Source organism: Kitasatospora sp. NA04385, assembly GCF_013364235.1.
Lineage (GTDB): Bacteria > Actinomycetota > Actinomycetes > Streptomycetales > Streptomycetaceae > Kitasatospora.
On record NZ_CP054919.1, the window covers coordinates 7664405 to 7685148 of the forward strand.

The 20744-nt window shown below is 74.5% G+C and carries 17 protein-coding genes and 2 pseudogenes; 13 read left to right on the forward strand and 6 right to left on the reverse strand.

Features of this window, described 5'->3' with window-relative positions; genetic code table 11:
• Positions 1-23: 23 nt before the first annotated feature.
• Positions 24-1022 carry a TIGR03842 family LLM class F420-dependent oxidoreductase gene (locus HUT16_RS33870; RefSeq protein ID WP_176191821.1) on the forward strand — a complete coding sequence of 333 codons (999 nt, stop codon included), beginning with the start codon at positions 24-26 and terminating at the stop codon, positions 1020-1022.
• 43 nt (positions 1023-1065) lie between these two features.
• Here the strand turns inward: HUT16_RS33870 and HUT16_RS33875 are convergent, their stop codons facing one another.
• On the reverse strand, positions 1066-1908 hold the full coding sequence (locus tag HUT16_RS33875; protein WP_176191822.1) for an SDR family oxidoreductase: 843 nt from the start codon (positions 1906-1908) through the stop codon (positions 1066-1068).
• Between the two features lie 183 nt (positions 1909-2091).
• Between HUT16_RS33875 and HUT16_RS33880 the strand changes: the two genes are divergently transcribed.
• From HUT16_RS33880 to HUT16_RS33900, 5 genes are all read left to right on the forward strand, one after another.
• Positions 2092-4290, forward strand: coding sequence for a TerD family protein (locus HUT16_RS33880; RefSeq protein WP_176191823.1), 2199 nt, complete (start codon positions 2092-2094; stop codon positions 4288-4290).
• A 438-nt stretch (positions 4291-4728) separates the two neighbouring features.
• On the forward strand, positions 4729-5211 hold the full coding sequence (locus HUT16_RS33885) for a macro domain-containing protein (protein WP_176191824.1): 483 nt from the start codon (positions 4729-4731) through the stop codon (positions 5209-5211).
• Positions 5212-5238: 27 nt separating this feature from the next.
• Entirely contained in the window at positions 5239-5532 is a 294-nt protein-coding gene (locus HUT16_RS33890) for a hypothetical protein (RefSeq protein WP_176191825.1), read from the forward strand.
• A gap of 77 nt (positions 5533-5609) precedes the next feature.
• Positions 5610-6188: a helix-turn-helix domain-containing protein gene (locus HUT16_RS33895; RefSeq protein ID WP_176191826.1), complete on the forward strand. Its 579-nt coding sequence runs from the start codon at positions 5610-5612 to the stop codon at positions 6186-6188.
• A 92-nt stretch (positions 6189-6280) separates the two neighbouring features.
• Positions 6281-7210, forward strand: a complete 930-nt coding sequence (locus HUT16_RS33900) for a class I SAM-dependent methyltransferase (protein ID WP_176191827.1) — start codon at positions 6281-6283, stop codon at positions 7208-7210.
• Between the two features lie 49 nt (positions 7211-7259).
• Here HUT16_RS33900 and HUT16_RS33905 read toward each other — a convergent pair whose 3' ends face one another.
• Positions 7260-7898 (reverse strand): VanZ family protein, encoded by a 639-nt coding sequence (locus tag HUT16_RS33905; RefSeq protein WP_254898123.1) that lies wholly within the window; start codon positions 7896-7898, stop codon positions 7260-7262.
• 201 nt (positions 7899-8099) lie between these two features.
• On the opposite strand from HUT16_RS33905, the gene HUT16_RS33910 reads away from it, so the two are divergent.
• The gene (locus HUT16_RS33910) at positions 8100-8492 is read left to right on the forward strand and encodes a VOC family protein (RefSeq protein ID WP_176191828.1); all 393 of its coding nucleotides are present in this window, start codon (positions 8100-8102) and stop codon (positions 8490-8492) included.
• Positions 8493-8621: 129 nt separating this feature from the next.
• Here HUT16_RS33910 and HUT16_RS33915 read toward each other — a convergent pair whose 3' ends face one another.
• Positions 8622-10838 (reverse strand): RICIN domain-containing protein, encoded by a 2217-nt coding sequence (locus HUT16_RS33915; protein ID WP_254898124.1) that lies wholly within the window; start codon positions 10836-10838, stop codon positions 8622-8624.
• Positions 10838-12295 carry a ricin-type beta-trefoil lectin domain protein gene (locus HUT16_RS33920; RefSeq protein ID WP_254898125.1) on the reverse strand — a complete coding sequence of 486 codons (1458 nt, stop codon included), beginning with the start codon at positions 12293-12295 and terminating at the stop codon, positions 10838-10840. The genes HUT16_RS33915 and HUT16_RS33920 overlap by 1 nt, the downstream gene beginning before the upstream one ends.
• Before the next feature lie 377 nt (positions 12296-12672).
• Here HUT16_RS33920 and HUT16_RS33925 point away from each other — a divergent pair.
• Together HUT16_RS33925 and HUT16_RS33930 are read left to right on the forward strand one after the other, a co-directional pair.
• A pseudogene (locus HUT16_RS33925) lies at positions 12673-12966 on the forward strand (cupin domain-containing protein); the annotation flags it as partial.
• Positions 12967-13165: 199 nt separating this feature from the next.
• Positions 13166-13708 carry a hypothetical protein gene (locus tag HUT16_RS33930; RefSeq protein ID WP_176191831.1) on the forward strand — a complete coding sequence of 181 codons (543 nt, stop codon included), beginning with the start codon at positions 13166-13168 and terminating at the stop codon, positions 13706-13708.
• Between the two features lie 87 nt (positions 13709-13795).
• On the opposite strand, the gene HUT16_RS33935 is transcribed toward HUT16_RS33930, so the two are convergent.
• A complete protein-coding gene (locus HUT16_RS33935; protein WP_176191832.1) occupies positions 13796-15985 on the reverse strand; it encodes a serine/threonine-protein kinase in 2190 nt (729 codons plus the stop codon).
• 189 nt (positions 15986-16174) lie between these two features.
• On the opposite strand from HUT16_RS33935, the gene HUT16_RS33940 reads away from it, so the two are divergent.
• From HUT16_RS33940 to HUT16_RS33955, 4 genes are all read left to right on the forward strand, one after another.
• Positions 16175-16864, forward strand: coding sequence for a hypothetical protein (locus HUT16_RS33940; protein WP_176191833.1), 690 nt, complete (start codon positions 16175-16177; stop codon positions 16862-16864).
• Positions 16865-17136: 272 nt separating this feature from the next.
• Entirely contained in the window at positions 17137-17688 is a 552-nt protein-coding gene (locus tag HUT16_RS33945) for a hypothetical protein (protein ID WP_176191834.1), read from the forward strand.
• A 446-nt stretch (positions 17689-18134) separates the two neighbouring features.
• Positions 18135-19097, forward strand: coding sequence for a quinone oxidoreductase (locus tag HUT16_RS33950; RefSeq protein WP_176191835.1), 963 nt, complete (start codon positions 18135-18137; stop codon positions 19095-19097).
• A 54-nt stretch (positions 19098-19151) separates the two neighbouring features.
• The gene (locus HUT16_RS33955; protein ID WP_176191836.1) at positions 19152-19745 is read left to right on the forward strand and encodes a TetR/AcrR family transcriptional regulator; all 594 of its coding nucleotides are present in this window, start codon (positions 19152-19154) and stop codon (positions 19743-19745) included.
• A 66-nt stretch (positions 19746-19811) separates the two neighbouring features.
• Here the strand turns inward: HUT16_RS33955 and HUT16_RS33960 are convergent.
• Positions 19812-20658, reverse strand: a pseudogene (locus tag HUT16_RS33960) (LysR family transcriptional regulator).
• Positions 20659-20744: the final 86 nt, after the last annotated feature.

Below are 20744 nucleotides of genomic sequence, written 5' to 3' on the forward strand. Positions count from 1 at the left end.
CTCTTCCGCGAGGAGCCCCCGCAGTGGACTTCGGACTCGTCCTGCAGACCGACCCGCCGGCCTCGAAGGTCGTCGAACTGATGCGCCGCGCCGAACGGGTCGGCTTCAGCCACGGCTGGACCTTCGACTCCGCCGTCCTCTGGCAGGAGCCCTTCGTCATCCACAGCCGCATCCTGGAGCACACCGAACGCCTCCGCGTCGGCCCGATGGTCACCAACCCCGGCACCCGCACCTGGGAGGTCACCGCCTCCACCTTCGCCACCCTCAACGACATGTACGGCAACCGGACGGTGTGCGGCATCGGCCGCGGCGACTCCGCGATGCGGGTGGCCGGGCGCCGCCCCAACACGCTCGCCCGGCTCGGCGCCGCCATCGACGCCATCCGCGACCTCGCCGAGGGCCGGGAGGCCGAGGTGGACGGCAGCCCGGTCCGGATCCCCTGGGTCAAGGACGGCCGACTGCCGGTCTGGATGGCCGCCTACGGCCCCAAGGCGCTCGCCCTCGCCGGGCGGAAGGCCGACGGGTTCATCCTCCAGCTCGCCGACCCCTACCTCACCGAGTGGATGGTCAAGTCCGTCCGCCGGGCCGCCGAGGAGGCCGGCCGCGACCCCGCCGCCGTCACCGTCTGCGTCGCCGCCCCCGCCTACGTCGGCGACGACCTCGACCACGCCCGCGAGCAGTGCCGCTGGTTCGGCGGCATGGTCGGCAACCACGTCGCCGACCTGGTGGCGCGCTACGGCGAGCACTCCGGCGTGGTCCCCGACGAGCTGACCGACTACGTCAAGGACCGCCAGGGCTACGACTACTCCCACCACGGGCGGGCCGACAACCCGGACACCGCCTTCGTGCCCGACGAGATCGTCGACCGCTTCTGCCTGCTCGGCCCGGCCGCCGCGCACGTCGACAAGCTGCGCACCCTGCGGGAGCTGGGCGTCGACCAGTTCGCGGTCTACGCCATGCACGACGCCCGGGAGGCGACCATCGACGCGTACGGGGCCGAGGTCATCCCGGCACTGGCCTGAGCCCACCCGCGCCGACCGGGCGTCAGGCCGCGCCGGGCGGGCGTCAGGCCGCGCCGAACGCGGCCGCGTTCTCCTCCGCCCACTGGCGGAAGGTGCGCTCCGGGGTGCCGAGCAGGCTGCGGGTGGTGTCGCCGATGGTGGCGGGCCCCGCGGTGGCGGCTGACCAGAAGGACAGCAGGGAGCCGGCCAGCGGGGCGGGCATGAAGCGGGACATCTGGCGCTCGGCCTCGGCCCGGCTGATCGTCTCGACCCGCACCTCCCGCCCCAGCACCCCGGCCAGCACCCCGACCTGCTCGCGCAGGGTCAGCGACTGCCCGCCGGTGAGCGTGACGGCGCGCCCGCGCAGGTCGGGGCCGGTCAGCGCGGCGGCCGCCACGTCGGCGACGTCCGCCGGGTGGACCGGGGCCAGGTGCGCCTCCGGGTAGGGCAGTTCGACGGGCAGGCCGGCGCCGATCGGCCGGGCCCAGCCGAGCGCGTTGCTGGCGAAGGAGTCCGCCCGCAGGAAGGTGGCGGGCAGCCCGGCGGCCGTCAGCGCCCGTTCGACCAGCAGGTTGTGCGCGCCCAGCGGGTCGCTCTCGGCGTCGGGCGCCAGCACCGAGGCCGAGGACAGCAGCACCACGTGCTCCACCCCCGCCGCCAGCGCGGCCGCCGCGAACGCCTCGACGCCCGCCGGGTCCGGGTACAGGAACACCTGGCGCACCCCCTCCAGCGCGGCCGGGAAGGTGTCGGGCCGGTTCAGCACCAGCTCGACGCCCGCCACCCCGGGCGGGCCGGTGAACTCGCCGGGACGGGCACTGGCGGCGCGGACCGGCAGGCCGGCGGCGTGCAGCCGGTCGAGGACGGCGCGGCCGACGCGGCCGCGCGCGCCGGTGACGAGGACGGTCATGGGAACCCCCGTGGGTCGGTGTTCGGACCGCGCGGCACGGTGCCGTGCGGGTTCGGATATGCATGCTGTCACGTACTTGCATGCCAAACAACATGCTTTTTGGGGCAGCGGCGGCGCCGTCGTCGGGGGCCGGGCGGGAAACCGGGGTGCGGCCGGCGGAGGCGCTCTGCGAGCATGCGGGGCATGTCGCGTGATCTCGTCGCCCTGCTCGTCCGCCACACCCGCCGCCTGCCCGTTCCCGCCGAGGAGCCCGGGCCCGCCGGCCCCGCCGGCCCGGTCGGCCCCGTCGGTCAAGGCGCGGTGCTGGCACGGCAGTTCGACGCCGCGCTGATGTCGGCCGGGTTCAAGCTGTCCGGGGAGCTGCTGGCGCGGCTGTCCGAGCTGCCGGAACGGCGGGTCGGGGAGCTGGCCGAGGACGGGCTGGCGGCCGTCCGGGAGCTGGTGGGCGACCACGTGCGGCACAACGCCTACTTCGTCGACTTCCCGCGGAACGTGCCGGACACCGGGGAGTTCTGGCTCGGCCTGCTCGCCGAGGCCCTCCACCCGGGCCGGAGCGCCGCCGACCTCGCGAACGGCTCCGGGATCGACCTGCTGGCGCTCCCCGGGTACGGCACCTACCGGCACGGGTACGCCGAACTGCTGGCCGCGCACGAGGAGTTGATCGCCGGGGCGGGCGGCCGGGTGACGGTGCTGCACCTCGGCGACACCCCCGAGCAGGAGGCCCGGGCGCTCTACCTGGCGCTCGCGGGCAGCACCACCCCGCTCGGCGAGGAGGCGCTGCGCGACCTGGCGACCCTCGCCCGGCACTGCGCCGACGGCCCGCAGCCCGCCGCGATACCCGTCCGGGAGAACCGGGCCACCGTCAACGCCGCCCGCCTGCACGCCGGTTCGGGCCTGCTCGCGGACACCGTCACCGACGTGCTGCGCACCGCCTGCGCGCTCTTCGACGGCGACGTCACGCTCGCCGCCCCGACCAGGTTCGGCCCGCTGCCCCGCCCGGTCCGCCGCGCCCTGCTGGCCGCGCTGGACGAGGTGGTCGCCGCCGTGCCCGGCAAGCTCGCCGACGTGCTGCGCCACCGCGAGCGGTTCAAGCGGCTCGGCGAGCGCCTGCACCCGCACGAGTACCCGAAGTGGCCGCACGCCGCCCAGGTGTTCGCCGTCGCCCGCGGCGAGCAGCCGGTCCGCGGCCTGGACGGCCGGGTCGAGGAACTCCTCGCCGCCGGGGAGGCCGGAGCCGCCGCCGACCTGCTGGCCGCCGCCGCGCCCGGCAAGCTGCTGCGCGCCTTCGACCGGCTGCTGCGCGCCGCCGCCGAACCGGACCGGGCCGCCGTCCTCGCCGCCGCCGAACGCGCGCTGCCCGCCGCGTCCGGCCGCCTGCTGCTCTCGCTGCGCGAGCACCTGGCCGACCGGGCCCGCACCGGCCGCGACCGGCGGGTCTTCGTCAACCGGGACGCCCGCAGCCACGTCACCGACGACCTGCGCCCGCCGCTGCCCGCCGCCGAACGCGACCGCCTGGCCGCCGCGCTGGACGCCGAGACCGCCCGCCGCCTGCCCGCCGACCCGCCGTGCCTGCTGGTCGACCCCGAGATCCTCGACGTCGCCCTCCCGCTGAGCGGCAACGCGAGCGCCACCGGGATCGGCGTGCTGCCGCGCGGCTCGGTCCAGCCCGTCCGGGGGGAGTTGCTGCGCTTCTTCGTGTACTGGAAGCAGCACCGGCGCACCACCGACTTCGACCTGTCCGCACTGATGCTGGACGAGTCGTACGACAACCCGACCTGGCTGTCGTACACCGAGCTCAGCTCCGTCGCGGGCGAGCACTCCGGCGACATCGTCGAAGCGCCCGAGGGCGCCTCGGAGTTCATCAACCTGCGGCTGTCGAAGGTGCCCGGCGCGTACATCGTGCCGCAGGTCAACGTGTACGCGGGCGAGGGCTTCCAGGAGGTCGAGGAGTCGTTCTTCGGCTGGATGCTGCGCGAGGACGAGCAGCAGGGCCGCCCCTTCGAACCGCGCACCGTGCGGATGAAGTCCGACCTGCGCGGCGCCGGACGGGTCGCCCTCCCGCTGGTCTTCGAACGGCGGGCGGACGGCGCGTGGTACGCCCGCTGGCTGCACGTCCACCTGCGCGGCGAGCCCGCCGCCAACCGGGTCGAGACCAACCGGACCACCGTCGCCGACCTCCTGCGGGCCGCCGTCGGCCGCGAGCACCTGACGGTCCGCCACCTGGTCGGCCTGATGACCGCCAACGGCGCCCGGCTCCTCCCCTGGGACGCCCCCGTTCCGGACGGCCCGGTCACCTACCTCGGCCTGGCCCGCCCCGAGGGTCTGCCCGAGGGCTCCCGGGTGATCACCCCGGAGAACCTGCGCGAACTGATCCCGGCCTGAGGGCGGGGCCCGGTCCGGTCCGGGCGGTCCGGTCCGGTCCGGGCGGGGCGGGGAATCCGGGTGACCGGGGGCGGAGGCGGGTGCTAGCCTGCCGGGCAGGCGAGGCCATGAGCGGGCTTCCTTCTTCCACCGTTTGCCCCATGGGCGGATTCGATACCAGCCCGTTCGCCCTCCTCGCCGTCGACCCCGAGCCGGGGCGCCCTTCCGTGGCGCTCCGGCTCGTGTCGTCGTGCGGCCGGGAATTCGGGGGACCGGGAATTCGGGTGACCGGGGGCGGGGCGGGTGCTAGCGTGCGGTGTGGTCGAGGCCATGGACGGGCTTCCTTCTCTCCACCTTCGTTTGCCTGACGAACCGTCAGTCCGTCCGCCCTCCTCGCCCGTTGCGTCGAGCCGTGGCACCCCTTCGGGTGCTGTCGGTGGCGGCTGCGAGGATGCCGCCATGACGGAGACGATCACCTACCTGCGCGGGGACGCCACCGCGCCCCAGGGCAAGGGCCCGCGGATCATCGCCCACGTCTGCAACGACCTCGGGGGCTGGGGCAAGGGCTTCGTCCTCGCGCTCTCCCGCCGCTGGCCCGAGCCCGAAGCCGCCTACCGCCGCTGGCACCGCGAGCGGGCCCGCAACGACTTCGGCCTCGGCGCCCTGCAACTCGTCCAGGTCGGGCCGCAGTTGTGGGTCGCCAACCTGGTCGGCCAGCGCGGCACCCGCACCGGCCGCTCCACCGGCGTCCCCGTCCGCTACGAGGCGATCGACACCGCCCTGGCCGCCCTCGCCCCCGAGGCCCGCCGCCTGGGCGCCTCCGTCCACATGCCCCGGATCGGCTGCGGCCTGGCCGGCGGCAAGTGGGAACGCGTCGAGCCCCTGGTCGCCGCCCGCCTCACCGACCGGGGCGTGCCCGTCACGGTCTACGACCACGGGTAGCATGGCTCCCGGAGGGGGGTGACCCGGATGCCGATCGCGTTGCCGCACCCGGAGGGCGTACCGGTGGTGGGCCTCCTGGTGCTGACCGTGCTGGCGCTCCTGATGTGCGCGGAGATCGTGCTGCGCGGGTCGGGATCGCGCTGGGAGTACCTGGGACCGGCCGGGCTGGTGCCGTTGGGCATCGGAATCCGGCTGGGCAGCCTGCCGCTGATCCTGGCCGGGTGCGCGGTCATGGCGATCGGCATCGGCCTGGCGAACCGGCTGCGATGGCGGGGGCCGCGCAAGCCGGACGTGCGGCACCTGCTCGACCGCCGCCGCTGAGCGCCGCTGCCGCTGACCGCCGCTGCCGCTGACCGCCGTTGCCGCTGAGCGTCCGCGCGCGGCCTACGATGCCGGGTATGACGGAGGACACCGGTGACCTGGACGGGCTGGTCCGCAAGCGGATCCGGGCGCTGCGGCTCGCGCAGGGCTGGTCGCTGGAGGAGCTGGCGGCCCGGGCCAACCTGAGCCAGTCCTCGCTGAGCCGGATCGAGAACGGGCAGCGCCGCCTCGCGCTCGATCAGCTCGTCACCCTGGCGAAGGCGCTGGACACCACGCTGGACCAGCTGGTGGAGACCGCCGCCGAGGACGTGGTGATCAGCCCGACCGTCGACGCCCGGCACGGCACCATGCGCTGGCCGGTCAAGGGCGACCCCGGGATCAGCGTGGTGCGCCAGCGGATGACCGAACCGCCGCCCGACAACCCGGCCCGGATGCGGGCCCACCCCGGGCGGGAGTGGCTGGTGGTGCTCTCCGGCACCGCGGTCCTGATGCTCGGTCACCGCCGCATCCGCCTCGCCACCCACCAGGCCGCCGAGTTCCCCACGATGATGCCGCACGCCATCGGGGCGGAGGGCGGACCGTGCGAGGTCCTCGGCATCTTCGACCGCGACGCCCGCCGCGGCCACCAGCCCGACCCGGGGCCGCGCGACTGCTGAGCCCTTGCGCCCGCGGCATGCCGGAACGCCGCCTTCTTGCGCGTTCCGGGAGGATGCGTGCCGCAGACGCATGACGGTCGTACGGTGGCCCCATGAGCCACCCGCACTCCCACGGACCCGCCCACCACGAGCACCGGCACCAGCAGGGGCACCAGCACCAGCCCCAGCACGGGCACCAGCACGGGCACCAGCCTCAGCACCAGCACCCGGCCGAGGACGACGCCGCGCAGGCCGAGGTCCTCGACCTGGATGCCGAGGTGCTGGCCGGGCACCTCGCCGCGATCACCGACTGGCTGCCGCTGGACGCCGAGCCGCGGCGGATCGTCGACCTCGGCGCCGGCACCGGCGCGGGCGCCTTCGCCCTGCTGCGCCGCTTCCCCGACGCCGAGGTCACCGCCGTCGACGCCTCGCCCGGACACCTGCTGCGCCTGCGCGAGAAGGCCGGCGCGCTGGGCCTGGACGACCGGATCACCACCGTGCAGGCCGACCTGGACGCCGCCGACTGGCCCGACCTCGGCGCCCCCGACCTGGTGTGGGCGTCCGCCTCCCTGCACCACCTGGCCGACCCCGGACGGGCCCTGCGCGCCATCCGCGCCCTGCTCGCCCCGGACGGCGTGTTCGCCCTGGTCGAACTGGCCGGGTTCCCGCGCTTCCTGCCCGCCGACGCCCCCGCCGACCGCCCCGGCCTGGAGGAGCGCTGCCACGCCGCGACCGACCACCTGCACGCCGAGCACGTGCCGCACCGGGGCGCCGACTGGGGGCCGCTGCTGACCGCCGCCGGCCTCACCGTCACCGGCGAGCGCACCGTCGCCGTCGACATCGCCGCCACCGAGCACCCCTCGGTCGGCCGCTACGCCCTGGCCACCCTGCGCCGCATCCGTACCGCCGCCGCCGAGCACCTCGACCCCGCCGACCTCGCGGCCCTGGACCGCCTGCTCGACGCCGACGGCCCCGGCAGCGTCGCCCTGCGCCCCGACCTCGCGGTGCGCACCGAGCGCCAGGTCTGGGCGGCCCGCCGCTGAACCGCCCGCTGCTGGACCGCCCGCCGCTGGACCGCCCGCCGCGCGGGGGTCAGGGCCGGGCGTACAGGGCGCGGCCGATCCGGCGGCCCACCAGGAGGTGGGCCAGCAGGGCGCCGAAAGTGTTGAGCAGCACGTCGTCCACATCGAAGGCCCGGCCCTCCACCAGGAGGCCCTGCGCCGCCTCGACGGTGACCATCACCAGCGCGGTCAGCGCCGTCGCGGCCAGCACGCTGCGCAGCCGGGGGAACAGCACCGGCAGCAGCACGCCGAACGGCATGCCCAGCAGGACGTTCCCGCCGACCTGCTGGGCCGCGGCCCGGACGGCGGGCTGGTCCAGGTAGCCCCGGAGCGAGGCGCCGAGGTGGAAGTTGGGGTGCACCAGGTTCCGCGCGCCGGGCACCGGCACCAGCGTCACCCGGGCCAGCCCGACCGCGAACACCACCGTCAGCACCAGCCCGGCCAGCAGCACCAGCCACCGGACGGCGGACGACAGCGGCCCGCGCCGGTGCAGGAACGGCTGCCCGGCCCGCTTCGCCCCGGATGCTTCGGGTGCTTCGGGGACGGGCTCCGGCCCGGTCGGCCGCCCGGTCCGCCAGCGCTTCCACTGCCACCGGGAGGCGCCTGCGGCCCCCCGCTCCTCCGTGCCCGGTCTTCCCCGTCCCGCGTCCGCCGTCCGTCCGCCGCCCATGGTCGAAGGTCCTCCCCTTCACGCGTCCGATCCCGCCACCGGTTTCCGTGCCTGCGCCGGATACCCGGTGGCCGCGCTCCCATGCAGGTCCGGCCGCGGTCCGACCGCTGTCCGACCGCCGTCCGACCGCCGTCCGCGCGCCCGTTCGGCCCGGCGTGCCCCGCTGGCCCTCCGGTGCGCCCGTGGGGGAGACTCGCGGGCATGGTCTCGGTGGTGCAGAACGTGGCGATCGACTGTGCGGACGCCTATGGACTGGCGCGGTTCTGGAGCGGGGTGACGGGCCGTCCGGTCGACCCGGAGTGCCGGCCCGGCGACCGGGAGACGCAGGTGACCCTGGGCGACGGGCTGGTGCTGTACTTCAACCGGGTGCCCGAGGCCAAGACGGTCAAGAACCGGGTCCACCTCTGCCTGCGCCCGGACGGCACCGCGCGCGACGCGGAGGTGGACCGGCTGCTGGCGCTCGGCGCGACCCTGGTCGGCGACCACCGCCACGCGGACGGCACGGGCTGGGCGGTGCTGGCCGACCCGGAGGGCAACGAGTTCTGCGTGCTGCGCAGCGCGGCGGAGCGGGCCGCGGCGACCGGCGGTGATTGACGGCCGCCGGTGGACATGTCGACATGGGCATCCGTGCCCGCCTCCGCCGCAGCGGGGGTGAACGCACGGCCGCCCCCTCCCGCACGGAGGGGGCGGCCGTCCTTCCGGTGGGGGCCGGGTCGGTGGGTGTTACGGGTACGCGACCAGGTTGGCCACGTTGGTGCTGGAGTTGGACGGCCCGCCGGTCGAGTTGATGACGTGGGCGATGGTGCCGGTGCCGCCGAGCGAGACGGTCACCATGTCGTGGAAGCGGACGCCGGAGCGGTTCGGGACCTCGAAGGAGTGCTCCTCGACCACGGCCGGGTTGACGTTGAAGTAGGCGTAGGAGCCCAGGCCCCAGGCCTCGTGGGCGGTCACCGAGTCGGCGACCTTGTAGGCCGGGTAGCCGCGGGTCGAGCCGTTCATCCAGGCCGCCTGGTTCGGCGGGTCGTACGGCAGCTCGTTCTGGAAGAAGTAGGTGCGGCCGTTGTTGCCGTTCCAGATCACCTGGGTCTGCTGGTAGTGCTCGACGAACAGCCCGTACATGGTGACGTTGTTGCCGTTGACGACCAGCCCGTTGGCGGCGGTGTTGCTGGTCCAGCCGACCCCGCTGCCGTGGTCCGCGCGCCACAGCCACATGTGGTCGCCGATCACGTTGTTGGAGTTGACCACCAGCGACTGGGTGGCCTTGCCGACGCCCGCGCCGCCGATCCGGAAGAACACGTCGTGCAGCGAGGTCGGGTCCGCCGAGTGGTCGGCGGAGGAGCCCGCCGCGCCGATCTGCATCAGCACCGGGGAGTTGGTCGTCCCGGCGTCGATCAGCAGGCCGGCCAGCTTCACGCCGTTCACGTCCGCGACGTTCACGGCCGTGACGCCGTTGTCCGGGACGAGGGTGGCCAGGCCCAGGCCGAGCACCACGGTGTCGGCGCGGTTGACGTTCAGGGTCTGGTTCAGGTGGTAGACGCCCGGCGTGAACAGCAGGTTCTTGCCCTGGGCCAGCGCCGCGTTGATGTCGGACGCGGTCGCGCCCGGCTTCACGATGAAGAACTGGTCGATCGGCAGCGAGCTGCCCTGCTGCGCGCCGCCCGCCCAGCTGGTGCCGGAGGTGTTGGAGCGCAGCGCCGGGACGAACACCTTGTAGGCGCCCGCCGAGTCGACGTACAGGAAGGGCTTCTCGCGCACCACCGGGGTCTGGTTGACCGTGGTGTAGGGCGGGTTGGGGAAGGAGTTGGCGGGCGCGTTGACGTCGCCGACGAACACCATGTTCCAGTTGGAGCCCGTCCAGCTGCCCCACTGCGCGTTGCGCGAGAGCCACTGCTGCTGGGAGCCGGAGCGGACCTGGCCGTCGATCTTCGAGTCGGCGATGAAGCCGCCCGAGGACCAGCCGCCGTCGTCCAGCTGCAGGTTGCCCCGCACGTGCATCCGGCGGTACGGCGCCGCCTGGGAGACCGCCCAGCGGTCGGTGCCGCCGGTCGGGTTGACCGACAGGTTCTCGGCGGAGCGCCAGAAGTTCTGCGTCGCGTTGCCCTGGAACCAGTCGGCCTCGGCGTGCACCGCGCCGTTGATGGTGACGTCGTCGGGGGACAGGCCGAGGCCCGCCACCTGCGTGTAGAAGCCGACGTTGGCGTCCACGTTGTAGCTGCCCGGCTTGAACAGCAGGGCCTGGCGCTGGGTGCCGAACTGGTTGGACTCCTGCTGGGAGAAGACCGCGTTCAGCTTGGCCTGGATGGTCGCGGCGGGCGTCGACGGGTCGAAGACGGCCACGTTCGGCCCGAAGTCGGGCGTGCCGGGCGGGTTCGTGACGGTGCTCCCGAAGGTGAAGGACTGCGCGGCGGTGCCGTTGCAGGTGTACTGCTGCAACTGCACCGCGTCCGCGGTGGAGGCGCTCGGCACGTCCAGGCACTTGCCGCTGTTGCGGTTGACGAAGTGGTAGGCGCCGCCGGCCTCGGCGACCGCCTGCCACTGCTGGTTCAGGCCGCCGCTGTACGTCCACAGCTGGATCTTGGCCGCGTCGGCGGTGGAGACGTCGGTGACGTCCAGCGCCTTCGAGGTGTCGTTCTGGTTGTTGATCCGGACGTACCCGTTGCCGAGGTCCTGGAGCTGCCACTGCTGGGCGGTGGTGCCGTTGCAGGCGTACTGCTGGACGGCGGTGCCGTTGGCGGTGGCCGCCGCGGCGGCGTCCACGCACTTGCCGGAGTTCTGCGCGACCAGGGTGGTCGCCCCGGTCGGGACGGCGGCCAGCGCGGACGGGGCGGGGGCCAGCAGCGCCGCGGAGGAGGCCAGCAGGCCGGCCGTGGCGGTCAGCGGGAGGAGTCGTTTGCTGCGCAAGGGAGGTGTTCCTTTCTCGGGCCGGGGGCCGACGGGCATCAGGCGGGCAGGTTCCACTGCTGGTTGGCACCGGCGAAGCAGTCCCAGATCTGCAGCCGGGTGCCGTTCGCGGAGGACGGCCCGGTGGCGTCCAGGCAGCGGCCGGAGGCCGGGTTCACCAGGGTCTTGTTCGACTGGGCCTGCCACTGCTGGGCCCCGGTGCCGTTGCAGTCGTACAGCTGCGCCTGGGTGCCGTTGGCGGTGCCGCCCGAGGTCAGGTCGAGGCACTTGCCGAGCGCCCGGACGGTGCCGTCGGTGCCCACCGTCCACTGCTGGGCGGTGGTGCCGTTGCAGTCGTAGAGCTGCACGGCGGTGCCGTTGGCCGAGCTGGCCGCCGCCACGTCCACGCACTTGCCGCCGTAGCCGGAGATCTGGCCGGTGCGGCCGCCGCTCGGCGGCGGGGTGGTGGAGCCGCCGGTGAGCGCGTTGAAGGTCTTCGAGAACTGGTACGCCGACTGCGGGGTGCCGCTGCAACTGTCGGACAGCGTGCCGTTGGTGGCGCAGGCCTTGTCGCGGCCGATCGCCCAGAAGGCGAGCAGCTGGATGCCCTTGGACGCGGCGAAGGTCTCCAGGGTCTGCGCGTTGGCGGTGGAGAACACCTCGGAGGTGGTGTCGTTGACCCCGATCATCGGGGTGTTGCCCTCCATCGCCCACAGCTGCTCGGAGGTCTTGGACGTCCAGATCTGGCCCAGCTGGGTGTGCAGGCCGTTGGCGGCGCTGATCGCGGCCTGGCCCATGTCCATCGGCGAGCCGTAGTCCATCGTCATGATGTTGACCGCGTTGACGGTCAGCCCGCGGCTCTTGGCGTTGTTCAGCAGGCTGATCGAGTTGGATTCGAGACCCGAAGGACTCACCGGCAGCGTGTAGTTGACGTCGAGGCGCTTGCCCGCGGCCGCCTGGGCCTGCTGGAGCTGGGCCAGCGCTTGGTTGCGGCGGTCGTTGGCGGCGGTGTCGTTCAGCGCGCCGCCCTCGATGTCCAGGTCGATGCGGGTGAGGTTGAGCGCGTCCACCACCCGCTTGTACTGGGCCTGGAGGCTGGAGACGCTGGTGCAGGCCTGGCCCAGCTCGGTGCCGGAGGCGCCGCCGAAGCTGGCGATCACGTCGCCGCCGGCCGCCCGGTGCGCGTTGATCGCGCTGGTCCAACCGGCGTCCGTGATGGAGGTGTTGCCGTTGAACGTGGCGTTGCAGCTGCCGTCGCTGATCACGAAGGCGAGGGTGACGTACTTCAGCCCGCCGCCGGTGCGGGCGTTCGCCAGGGTGTTCGGCGAGTTCCAGGTCTCCAGGTACGGCGCCGCGTAGTGCGCCGGGAAGCCCGGCCCGGCGTTGGCGGCGGCCGAGGCCGGGCCGGCGCCGGCCACCAGCAGGCCGGCCACGGTGGCGGGCAGCGCGACGGCTGCCGCCGCGGCGCGGAGGCGGGGGCGGGGGCGCAGGCCGGAGCGGGAACGGGTGCGGATCAAGGCGGCTCCTCGTGGGGGAGAACGTTCACTCGTTCATGAAGTGAACGCGAAGCGATGCCTGAGGGAGCGTCCGGAGTGGTCCGGGCAGGGCGGAACATCCCCCTGACGGGGGATCAGTGGTGGTGGCCAGCAGCCCTGCCGGCTTTGGTCTGGACCTTTTTCAAGACGTGAAGTTATGGGCGTCTGCGCGACCACGTCAACCCCTCTGCGTACAGGAGTCGAAGGACGTGTGCGGAACGGCCGGGCGTGCGGGCGCGGCGGCCCCGGCGGGTTTTTACCAAACGGTCGACCACTTCGGGCGCCCGGCCGGATAGCTTCCGAACATCCGTCGAAACCTGGTGCGCGGGGCCCCGGAGCCTCGCGGGGAGGAGTGTGCCGTGAGCGTGTTCGACTTGGTGGGGGCCGCCGCCGAACTGCCGCGGGCGTGGAGCTCGCACGTCCTGGGCCGGGTGGGGACGGCCGAGGTGAAGGTGCTCCGGATGGACGCGCTGCCGGTGGCGGCGGAGCGCCACGACGCGGACGAGGCGCTGCTCGTGCTCGACGGCCGACTGGAACTGGAGGTGCAGGGCGAACCGGTCTCGGTGCGCGCGGGCGAGCTGTACGTGGTCGCCGCGGGCGCCGTGCACGCCGTCCGGCCCGGGAGCCGCGGCACGCTGGTGATCGTGGAGGCGGCCGAGGGGTTCCCCGACCTGCTGCTGCGCACCGCCGACGAATGCGCCCTGTCCGTCCGCACCACGGGCGCCTACGAACAGGGCACCTCGGACGGCTCCTGACCACCCGCCGTGTGCCCCGCCGTGTGCGCAGCCGTGCGCACCGCCCCGATGGGGACCCCGGTTGCGGCCGGGACGGGCGCGCTGGCACGGTCTCCCGGTGACGATCGTGCTGGGGAACAGGGACGGCTTCGCCATCGAGATCGGCGACCGGGACGGGTACGACCCGAACGGGCACCTGCGCCGGGTCGACCTGTGGGCGGCCGGGCAGTGGCTGACCTGCGACGACAACGCGGCCTTCGTCGCGCAGTTCCGGTTCGCGCTGGCCCGGGAGGCCGACTGGCTGCGGACCGGCGGTGGGCCGCCCCCTCCCTGGCCGGACCTGTCGCCGGAGGCCAACCACCGCCGCCTGCCGGGCGGCACTGCGACACCCGACGGCGAGGCCGCCGGCAGCCCCGACCACCACCGGGCCCTGGACTGGGGCCCCACCACGGACAACCTGATCGCCGCACTGTTCCGCGACGGGGACCACCTGACGCTCACCTTCCAGTTCTGGCGGGAGGACCACCTGCTGCGCCACCCCGAACACGCCGGCCGGGTCTTCACCGTTGAACTCCCGACCGCCGAGTTCGTCGGCCTCCTCGACCGCGCGCGGGCCGCGCTGGACGACACCGCGCAGCAGCATCAGCAGCAGCGCCGGTAGGGGGCACTCGCTTGATGGGGACGGGGTGCGGTGGGGTGGAACGGGGGAGGTGGGGGAGACGGGGCGGGCGAGTGCGGGGCGGTGCGGTCAGCGGAGTGGGACGCGGTTGAGCAGCAGGTTCCGACGCTGCGCCAGGTTCATCGGCCGGGGACGCAGGACCGCCCCGGCGGCGTCGGAGTCGCCGACGGATAAGAGGGCGGTGGCGACCGACGCGACGAACGCCTGGGGCAGTTGGCCCGCCTCCCACAGCAGGACCTCCAGCCGGCCGTGCTGACCGGCCTGCCGGAACCCGGCGGCCAGCGCAGGGAATTCCGGGGGAGTCCGCGCCGCCGGGGCCAGGCAGACCAGCCGATCGGCGACCTGGAACTGTCCGGCGGTGTGGAAGGACTTCACCACCGCGCCGAGCTCCGCAGCCGGCCAGGCCCGGGCGACCGCCGACAGCAGGTCGTCCGGGGAGATCCCCTGATGCTGGACCTGGTGCAGCGTCGGCAGCCACTCCGCGCGGAACCGCCCCTCGTCCGAGGGCTGTGAGCGGATCCAGTCGAGGAACGAGGACTCGTCCGCCGACCCCGCCCAGGTGACCGCGGCCACCGCCCCGGCGACCGCCGCGAACGGTGGCGCTCCCCGCCGCTCCGGCACCGGTGCCGAGCGGCGGGCCACGACGGCGCGCACCCGGTGGGCGAACTGGGCGAACAGCGCTGCTCTGGCCGCGCTGATGGGAACGGCCGACGGGGCGAGCCGGATTGGCGCGACCGAGGCCGACGGCTCCTGGACGGTGCCGCCACCGGCCTCGATCGCGGCGGCCAGCACGGTGATCCGGAGGTGCTGACCGGCGTCGCGCAGCCCGGCCAGGACGGCCGGGATCTCGGAGCTCTCCCGATGGGCCGGGATGCTGCGGACGATCTCGTTGGCGAGACGCGGCAGCCGGGCGTTCTCGTAGGTGGCGAGCAGCGCGCCGAGACCGGCGGCCGGCCAGGCCCGGGCCACCGCGACGGCCCAGGCGTTGGACTGGTAGCCGCGACCGTACCGAGCCAGCATCCGTTCCGGTGGCGGGAGTTGGCCGACGGCGTGCAGGGTGCGGATCCAGTCGACGTACACCGACTCCTCGGCGTGCAGCCCGGGGCCCGGGACGGTGTCCGCCGGTTGGTGGGGTTGGGGCTGGGGGTGTGGTTGGGGCTGGGCCTCGGGTTGGGGTGGGAGCGGGGCGGTGGCCACCGCCGTGGCGGGGACTGTGGCCGCCGTGGTGTCAGCCCGGAGCGTTGGTGCGGGGACGGGCGCGGTTGCGGTCGCCTGCTCTGTCGGGGTCGGGGACGGGGACGGGCTAGGGGTCGTGGCCTGGGCGGTTGGTGCGGGTGCCGGTGCGGGCAGTGGGACGGTCACGGCGGTCGGCGGGATGACCAGCGGCCTCAGCCGAATGGTGCCCGACTCCTCCACCCACCGGTGCGTCAGCCCGGAGGTCTCGGCGGGGAGGTGGCGGATCCGCTCGATGACCTCGGCGGCGGACCGGGGGCGGTCGTCCGGTTCCTTGGCGAGCAGGTCGAGGACCAGGCGGTCGAGCTCCGGGGGGAGCGGGCGGGGCGCCTCGGGGCCGGGTGGGCGGGCCGGTTCGGAGACGTGGCGCAGCATCAGTTGGACGGGGTTGCCGATGCCGAACGGCGGTCGGCCGGTGAGGAACTCGAACAGGACGCAGCCGAGCGCGTACAAGTCGCTCCGGTGGTCACCGGAGCGGCCGTGGAAGCGCTCCGGCGGCATGTACGCCACGCTGCCCATCACCTGGCTGTGCGAGGCGGAGTGGCCCTCGCGGTACTTGGCGATGCCGAAGTCGAGGATCTTCAGCTTGCCGTTCCAGGCCAGGAACAGGTTGGCGGGCTTCAAGTCCCGGTGGACCACTCGCTCGGCGTGCGCGAACGCGAGCGCGTCGCAGAGTTGGAGCGTCCAGTCCACCGCCTCGACGACCTGCGGCGGCCCCTGGGCCCGGAGCCGGTCCGCCAGATCGGTGCCGGTGAGCAGCTCCATCACCAGGTAGGCCGTCCCGTCGGGTTCTTGACCGAGGTCGTGGACGGTGACGATGCCGGAGTGGGTGAGACGGGCCGCGAGCCGGGCCTCGTTGAGGAACAGCTCGGTGCCGCGCGGCTGGTACGGATCGGGGTGCAGCAGTTTGACGGCCACCCGGCGCTCCAGCGCCACGTCCCACCCGTGCCAGACCTCTCCCATGCCGCCGCGCCCGATCGGCTCGTCCAGTCGGTAGCGCGCGGCGAGCATCCGTGCTGCGGCCAAGAGTGCCTCCCCGGTCTTCCCGACCGGGGCGCGCCGCGGCGGGACACGGGGCGTGCGGGCCGGTCTGTCCGGGAATCTACCAGCCGGGCCGGGGGCCGGACCGGTGCCGCGGAACCGCCTCCGGGCCGCCGTCCGGAGGCGGTGGGCACCGTGGCCGGCGCTGTCCGCGCGGGGTGTTCGAATGGGCGGATGCGTCTGACCGAACTGATCAGCGGCCTGCCCGGAATGCCGGTCGTCCTGGAGCGCTGCCGGGCCCTGGCGATGCTCGACGCCGTCCTGAGCCCGATCTGGGCCGACCGGTACTACTCCTGCGACTCCGGGTGGGCGCCGGGGGAGGTGATGGCCTCGATGCGGGACGGCTGCGGGAACGCGTACTCGATCGTCTTCACGGCGGCGGGCGCCTTCGCCCGCGGATTCGACCACGAGTCCCCGCTGAGCCCGGCCGGGCGGGGCGTGCCGGGGCCGTGGCCCGGGCTGCTCGACGGGGTGCCGGAGGCCTTCCGGGCGCAGGTCGAGGAGCCCGCGTTCTCCGACGGGGACGGGCGGTTGGAGGCCACGGTGTGCTTCTGGCGCGAGGCGGCCGACACCGCCTGGCGGACGGGCGCCCCCGAACTCCCGCCGGACGGCGGTGACGAGGACGGCGGCGAGGAGGACGGCGGCGCCGTCCGGCTGTTCGCCCTGCTGCTGGACGGCGCCCCCGAGGCGTACCGGGGCTTCGCCGAGGAGTACTACGAGACGGAGGTCGACCTCGACGCCGTCCGCCACGTGTACGCCCTGCGGCCGCTCACCCGGGAGGTCGTGCGCGCGCTGAATCCGGAGCTGGACCTCGCCGACCTGGCCGAGGACGTCGCGGAGATCCGCTACCCGACCGGCGCGTGAGAGCCTGTCGGCCGGCCCCCGGGCCCCGGGCCTGCCGAGCATCGAGCGAACGTCCATCATCGGCTCCTCCACTTCCTGACGTGACGTAGCGTCATGTCGACCGGCTGAACCGGTGGTCGGACCGGTGCGGCATCGTCGATCCCAAGGTTCGCCGATCGGGAAAGCCCTGTCTCTGAAGCCCTCCACCGTCTTTTCGGTGGTGCTGGATACACCCCCCGGACGGAACCCGGCAGCCAGGAGCGGAAGGTCGCCGCGGTGGGTAATCTGATGACATGGTGGGCACGGGGGAGACGCGCGCCGCGCGCGAAGAGCGGTTGCGGCGGGAGCGGGAGTGGACCGAGGCGCTGGAGAAGCGGATCCAGGCCCGGGACGAAGTGGAGCGCGAACGCCAGCGGGCCGAGGCCCGGAAGGCGGAGCGGGAGTCCTGGGCGGACGGGCAGCGCGGCGGAATCGGCGAGTTCTCCCAGGTCACCGGGCCGGACGGCGAACCCGTCCGGATCGCGGTGGTCTGGCTGGGCCGTCCCCACAGCGTCGCCAGAGCCTTCGAGCCGAAGCTGTCCACGAACTTCGCCGCGGGCGGGGAGGGCATCCTCTTCGCCATCCCGCTCATGCTGCTGTTCGGCCTCTACCGGGTCGCGTGCTGGCTCCTGCTGGAGCTCCGGCGCACCCCGCGCTGGGCCGTCGTCGCCGCCGTCGGAGCAGCCGGCAAGCCGATCGCCGTGCGGCGCGGCCGGGACGAGCAGGCGATGATCCGGGCCGCCACCGCCCTGGCCGAGCAGGTGGAGCAGGAGGGCACGGCCGCCATCTCCGCCGCCTGCGCCTGAGGACGCTCCGACCCATTACCGGAGTGCGGTGGCGGGGTTGCTCCGCCCGGCGGGCGCTGTGGGGAGCGAGGCGGAGGCGGTCGAGACCGTCCGGGCGCTGCGGGAGTCGTCGGCGCGGTGCTCGGCCACTGCCCGGAGGAGCCCCGGGCGCCCCGAGCGAGCCGCCGGTCACGGTCTGGGGCGGTTACCTGCTGTGGAGCGCCGGGCCCACCGGCCGTCCGGGCCCGTGCCACGGTCACACCACCCTGCACCCGGCGGGCCGGACGTTCCTCCGCGCGCAGGACGCCGAGCAGGCCGGGGGGCGGGGCAAGCGGTGCCCGCCGTCCGCAGCTGAGCGGGCTTTTCTGGACTTGCTGGTCCATTTTCTGCGGCCTAGCGTGCTGGACGTACCCGGACGGAACCGGGTTCGAACGGTGACGAGCAGGAACGAGCGGGAAGGCTGTCCCATGCACGCGATCAGGATCGAGGAGCACGGCGGCCCCGAGACCATGCGCTGGACCGAACTGCCCGACCCCGTACCGGGGCCCGGGGAGGCGCTGGTGCGGCTGGGTGCGGCCGGGGTCAACTACATGGACGTCGGCGCACGCACCTCGGGCGGCCCGGGCTGGGCGGCGCCGACCGTGCTGGGTGCCGAGGGGATGGGGTACGTCACCGGGCTCGGCGCGGGCGTCACCGGCCTGGCCGTCGGGGACCGGGTGGCCTGGTTCTACCACCCGGGCAGCTACGCCGAACTGCTGGCCGTCCCGGCGGACGCGCTGGTCAAGGTGCCCGACGGGGTGCCGGACGAGGTCGCGGGCGGCCTGCTGATGCAGGCGCTGACCGCCAACCACCTGACCACCGAGACGTACCCCGTCGCCCCGGGCAGCACCGCCGTGGTGCACGCGGCGGCCGGCGGGGTGGGCCGGCTGCTCACCCAGCTGGTGAAGGCCCGCGGCGGCAGCGTGATCGGCCTGGTCTCCCGGGAGGAGAAGACGGCCGCGGCGCGGGAGGCCGGGGCCGACCACGTCCTGGTGCACTCCGGGGCCGGGTTCGAGGAGCGCATCCGGGAACTCACCGGCGGGCGCGGGGCGGACGTGGTCTACGACGGCGGCGGCGCGGACACCTTCCGCTCCTCCCAGCTGTCGCTGCGCCCGCACGGCGTGCACGCCTACTACGGCCCGTTCATGGGCGTCCCGACGCTGCGGCCCACCGACCTGCCCAACAGCATCCTGCTCAGCTACCCGGTCGTGCACCACCACGTCGCCACCCGCGAGGCCCTGCTGCGGCGCTCCGCCGAGGTGTTCGACCTGGTCCTGGACGGGCGGCTGGTCCAGCAGGTCACCGGCCGGTACCCGCTCGCCGAGGCCGCCCGCGCGCACGCCGACCTGGAATCGCGCCGCACCACCGGCAAGCTGGTCCTGCTGCCCTGACCGTCCCGCCGTTCTGCCGTTCCGCCGTTCCGCCGTCCCCGTTGGAGGAGAACCGTGCCGCTGACCAGCAAGGGCGCCGCCACCCGGCGGCGCATCGTCGAGGGCGCCGCCGAACAGATCCGCGAGCACGGGGTGTTCGCGGTGCGGCTGGAGGACGTGATGGCCCGCACCGCGACCAGCAAGAGCCAGCTCTTCCACTACTTCCCCGGCGGGAAGGACGACCTGCTGCTCGCCGTGGCCCGGCACGAGGCGGACCGGGTGATCGAGGACCAGCAGCCCGAACTGGGCTCCCTCACCTCCTGGGAGGCCTGGCGGCGGTGGCGCGACAAGGTCCTCGCCCGCTACCGCGCCCAGGGCGTCAACTGCCCGCTGCACACGGCGCTCGCCCAGCTCGGCGGGGCCACCGACGCCACCCGGGCGGTGACCTGCGAACTGCTCACCCGGTGGCAGGGCCAGCTCGCCGCGGGCATCCGCCACCTGCAGGCCGACGGCGAGACCGCCCCCGGCCTGGACGCCGACCGGGAGGCCGCCGCACTGCTGGCCGGGCTCCAGGGCGGCGTGCTGATCCTGATGGCCACGGGGGCCACCACCCACCTGGAGGCCGCCCTGGACACCGGCCTCGCCCGCCTGCGCGGCGCCCGGCAGTGAGCACCGGCGGCCGGGCTCCGCGTGACGGGGGGCGGGCGCCGGCGGCCCGGCGTCACGCGCCGGGGCTCAGGCGCGGTACGCGGCCGTCGCCGTCTCGACGAAGGCGCGGACCAGCGGGTCGCCGCGGCCCGCGTCCCACGCCACCACCACCCGGCTCGGCTCCAGGTCGACCAGCGGCACCACCGCCAGCTCGGCGGGCAGCTCGTGCCCGAGCGGCGCCAGACCGACCGTGCCGTTCCACAGGACCGACTGCAGGCACTCCTGGACGCCGCGCACCACCGGCCCGCGGGACGCCGCCGTGCCAGTACGCCTGCCAGAGCGGGTCGGTACCCGGCGGGAACCTGAACCAGCGCCGGTCGGCCAGCTCGGCCAGCCGCAGCCGCTCGCGGCGGGCCAGCGGATCGTCCGCGCGCACCACCGCCCCCACCGGATCGGCCCGCAGCACGCGCACCTCCAGGCCGGTCCCGTCGAACGGCGCCCGGGTGAGCGCGACGTCCACCAGCCCGGCGCGCAGCCCGCAGGTCGGGTCGGTCAGGTCGGTCTCCCGCACCCGGACGTCGACGTCCGGACGGTCGCGGCGGAAGGCGGCCGCCGACCGGAACACGCCGGGGTCGGTGCCGTCGCCCAGGATGCCGACGGTGATGCCCGCGCTCCCGGCCGCCGCACCCACCCGCAGCCGGGCCCGCTCGGCCCCGGCGAGCAGCGCCCGCGCCTCCTCCAGCAGCACCGCGCCCGCCGGGGTGAGCGCGACACCGGCCGGCGAGCGGACCAGCAGCGCGGCGCCGAGGTCGGCCTCCAGCTGCCGGACCGCCCGGCTCAGCGGCGGCTGGCTGATGTGCAGGCTGCGGGCGGCCCGGCCGAAGTGCAGTTCCTCGGCGACCGCCACGAAGTACCGCAGTGTCCGTAGCTCCACGCTGCGACGATACCCAGTCGGTATCGGCGGCCCGGAACGGGTCTTGGACAGCCGACCGGCCCCGGCGGTGGACTCGTCGGGACGCG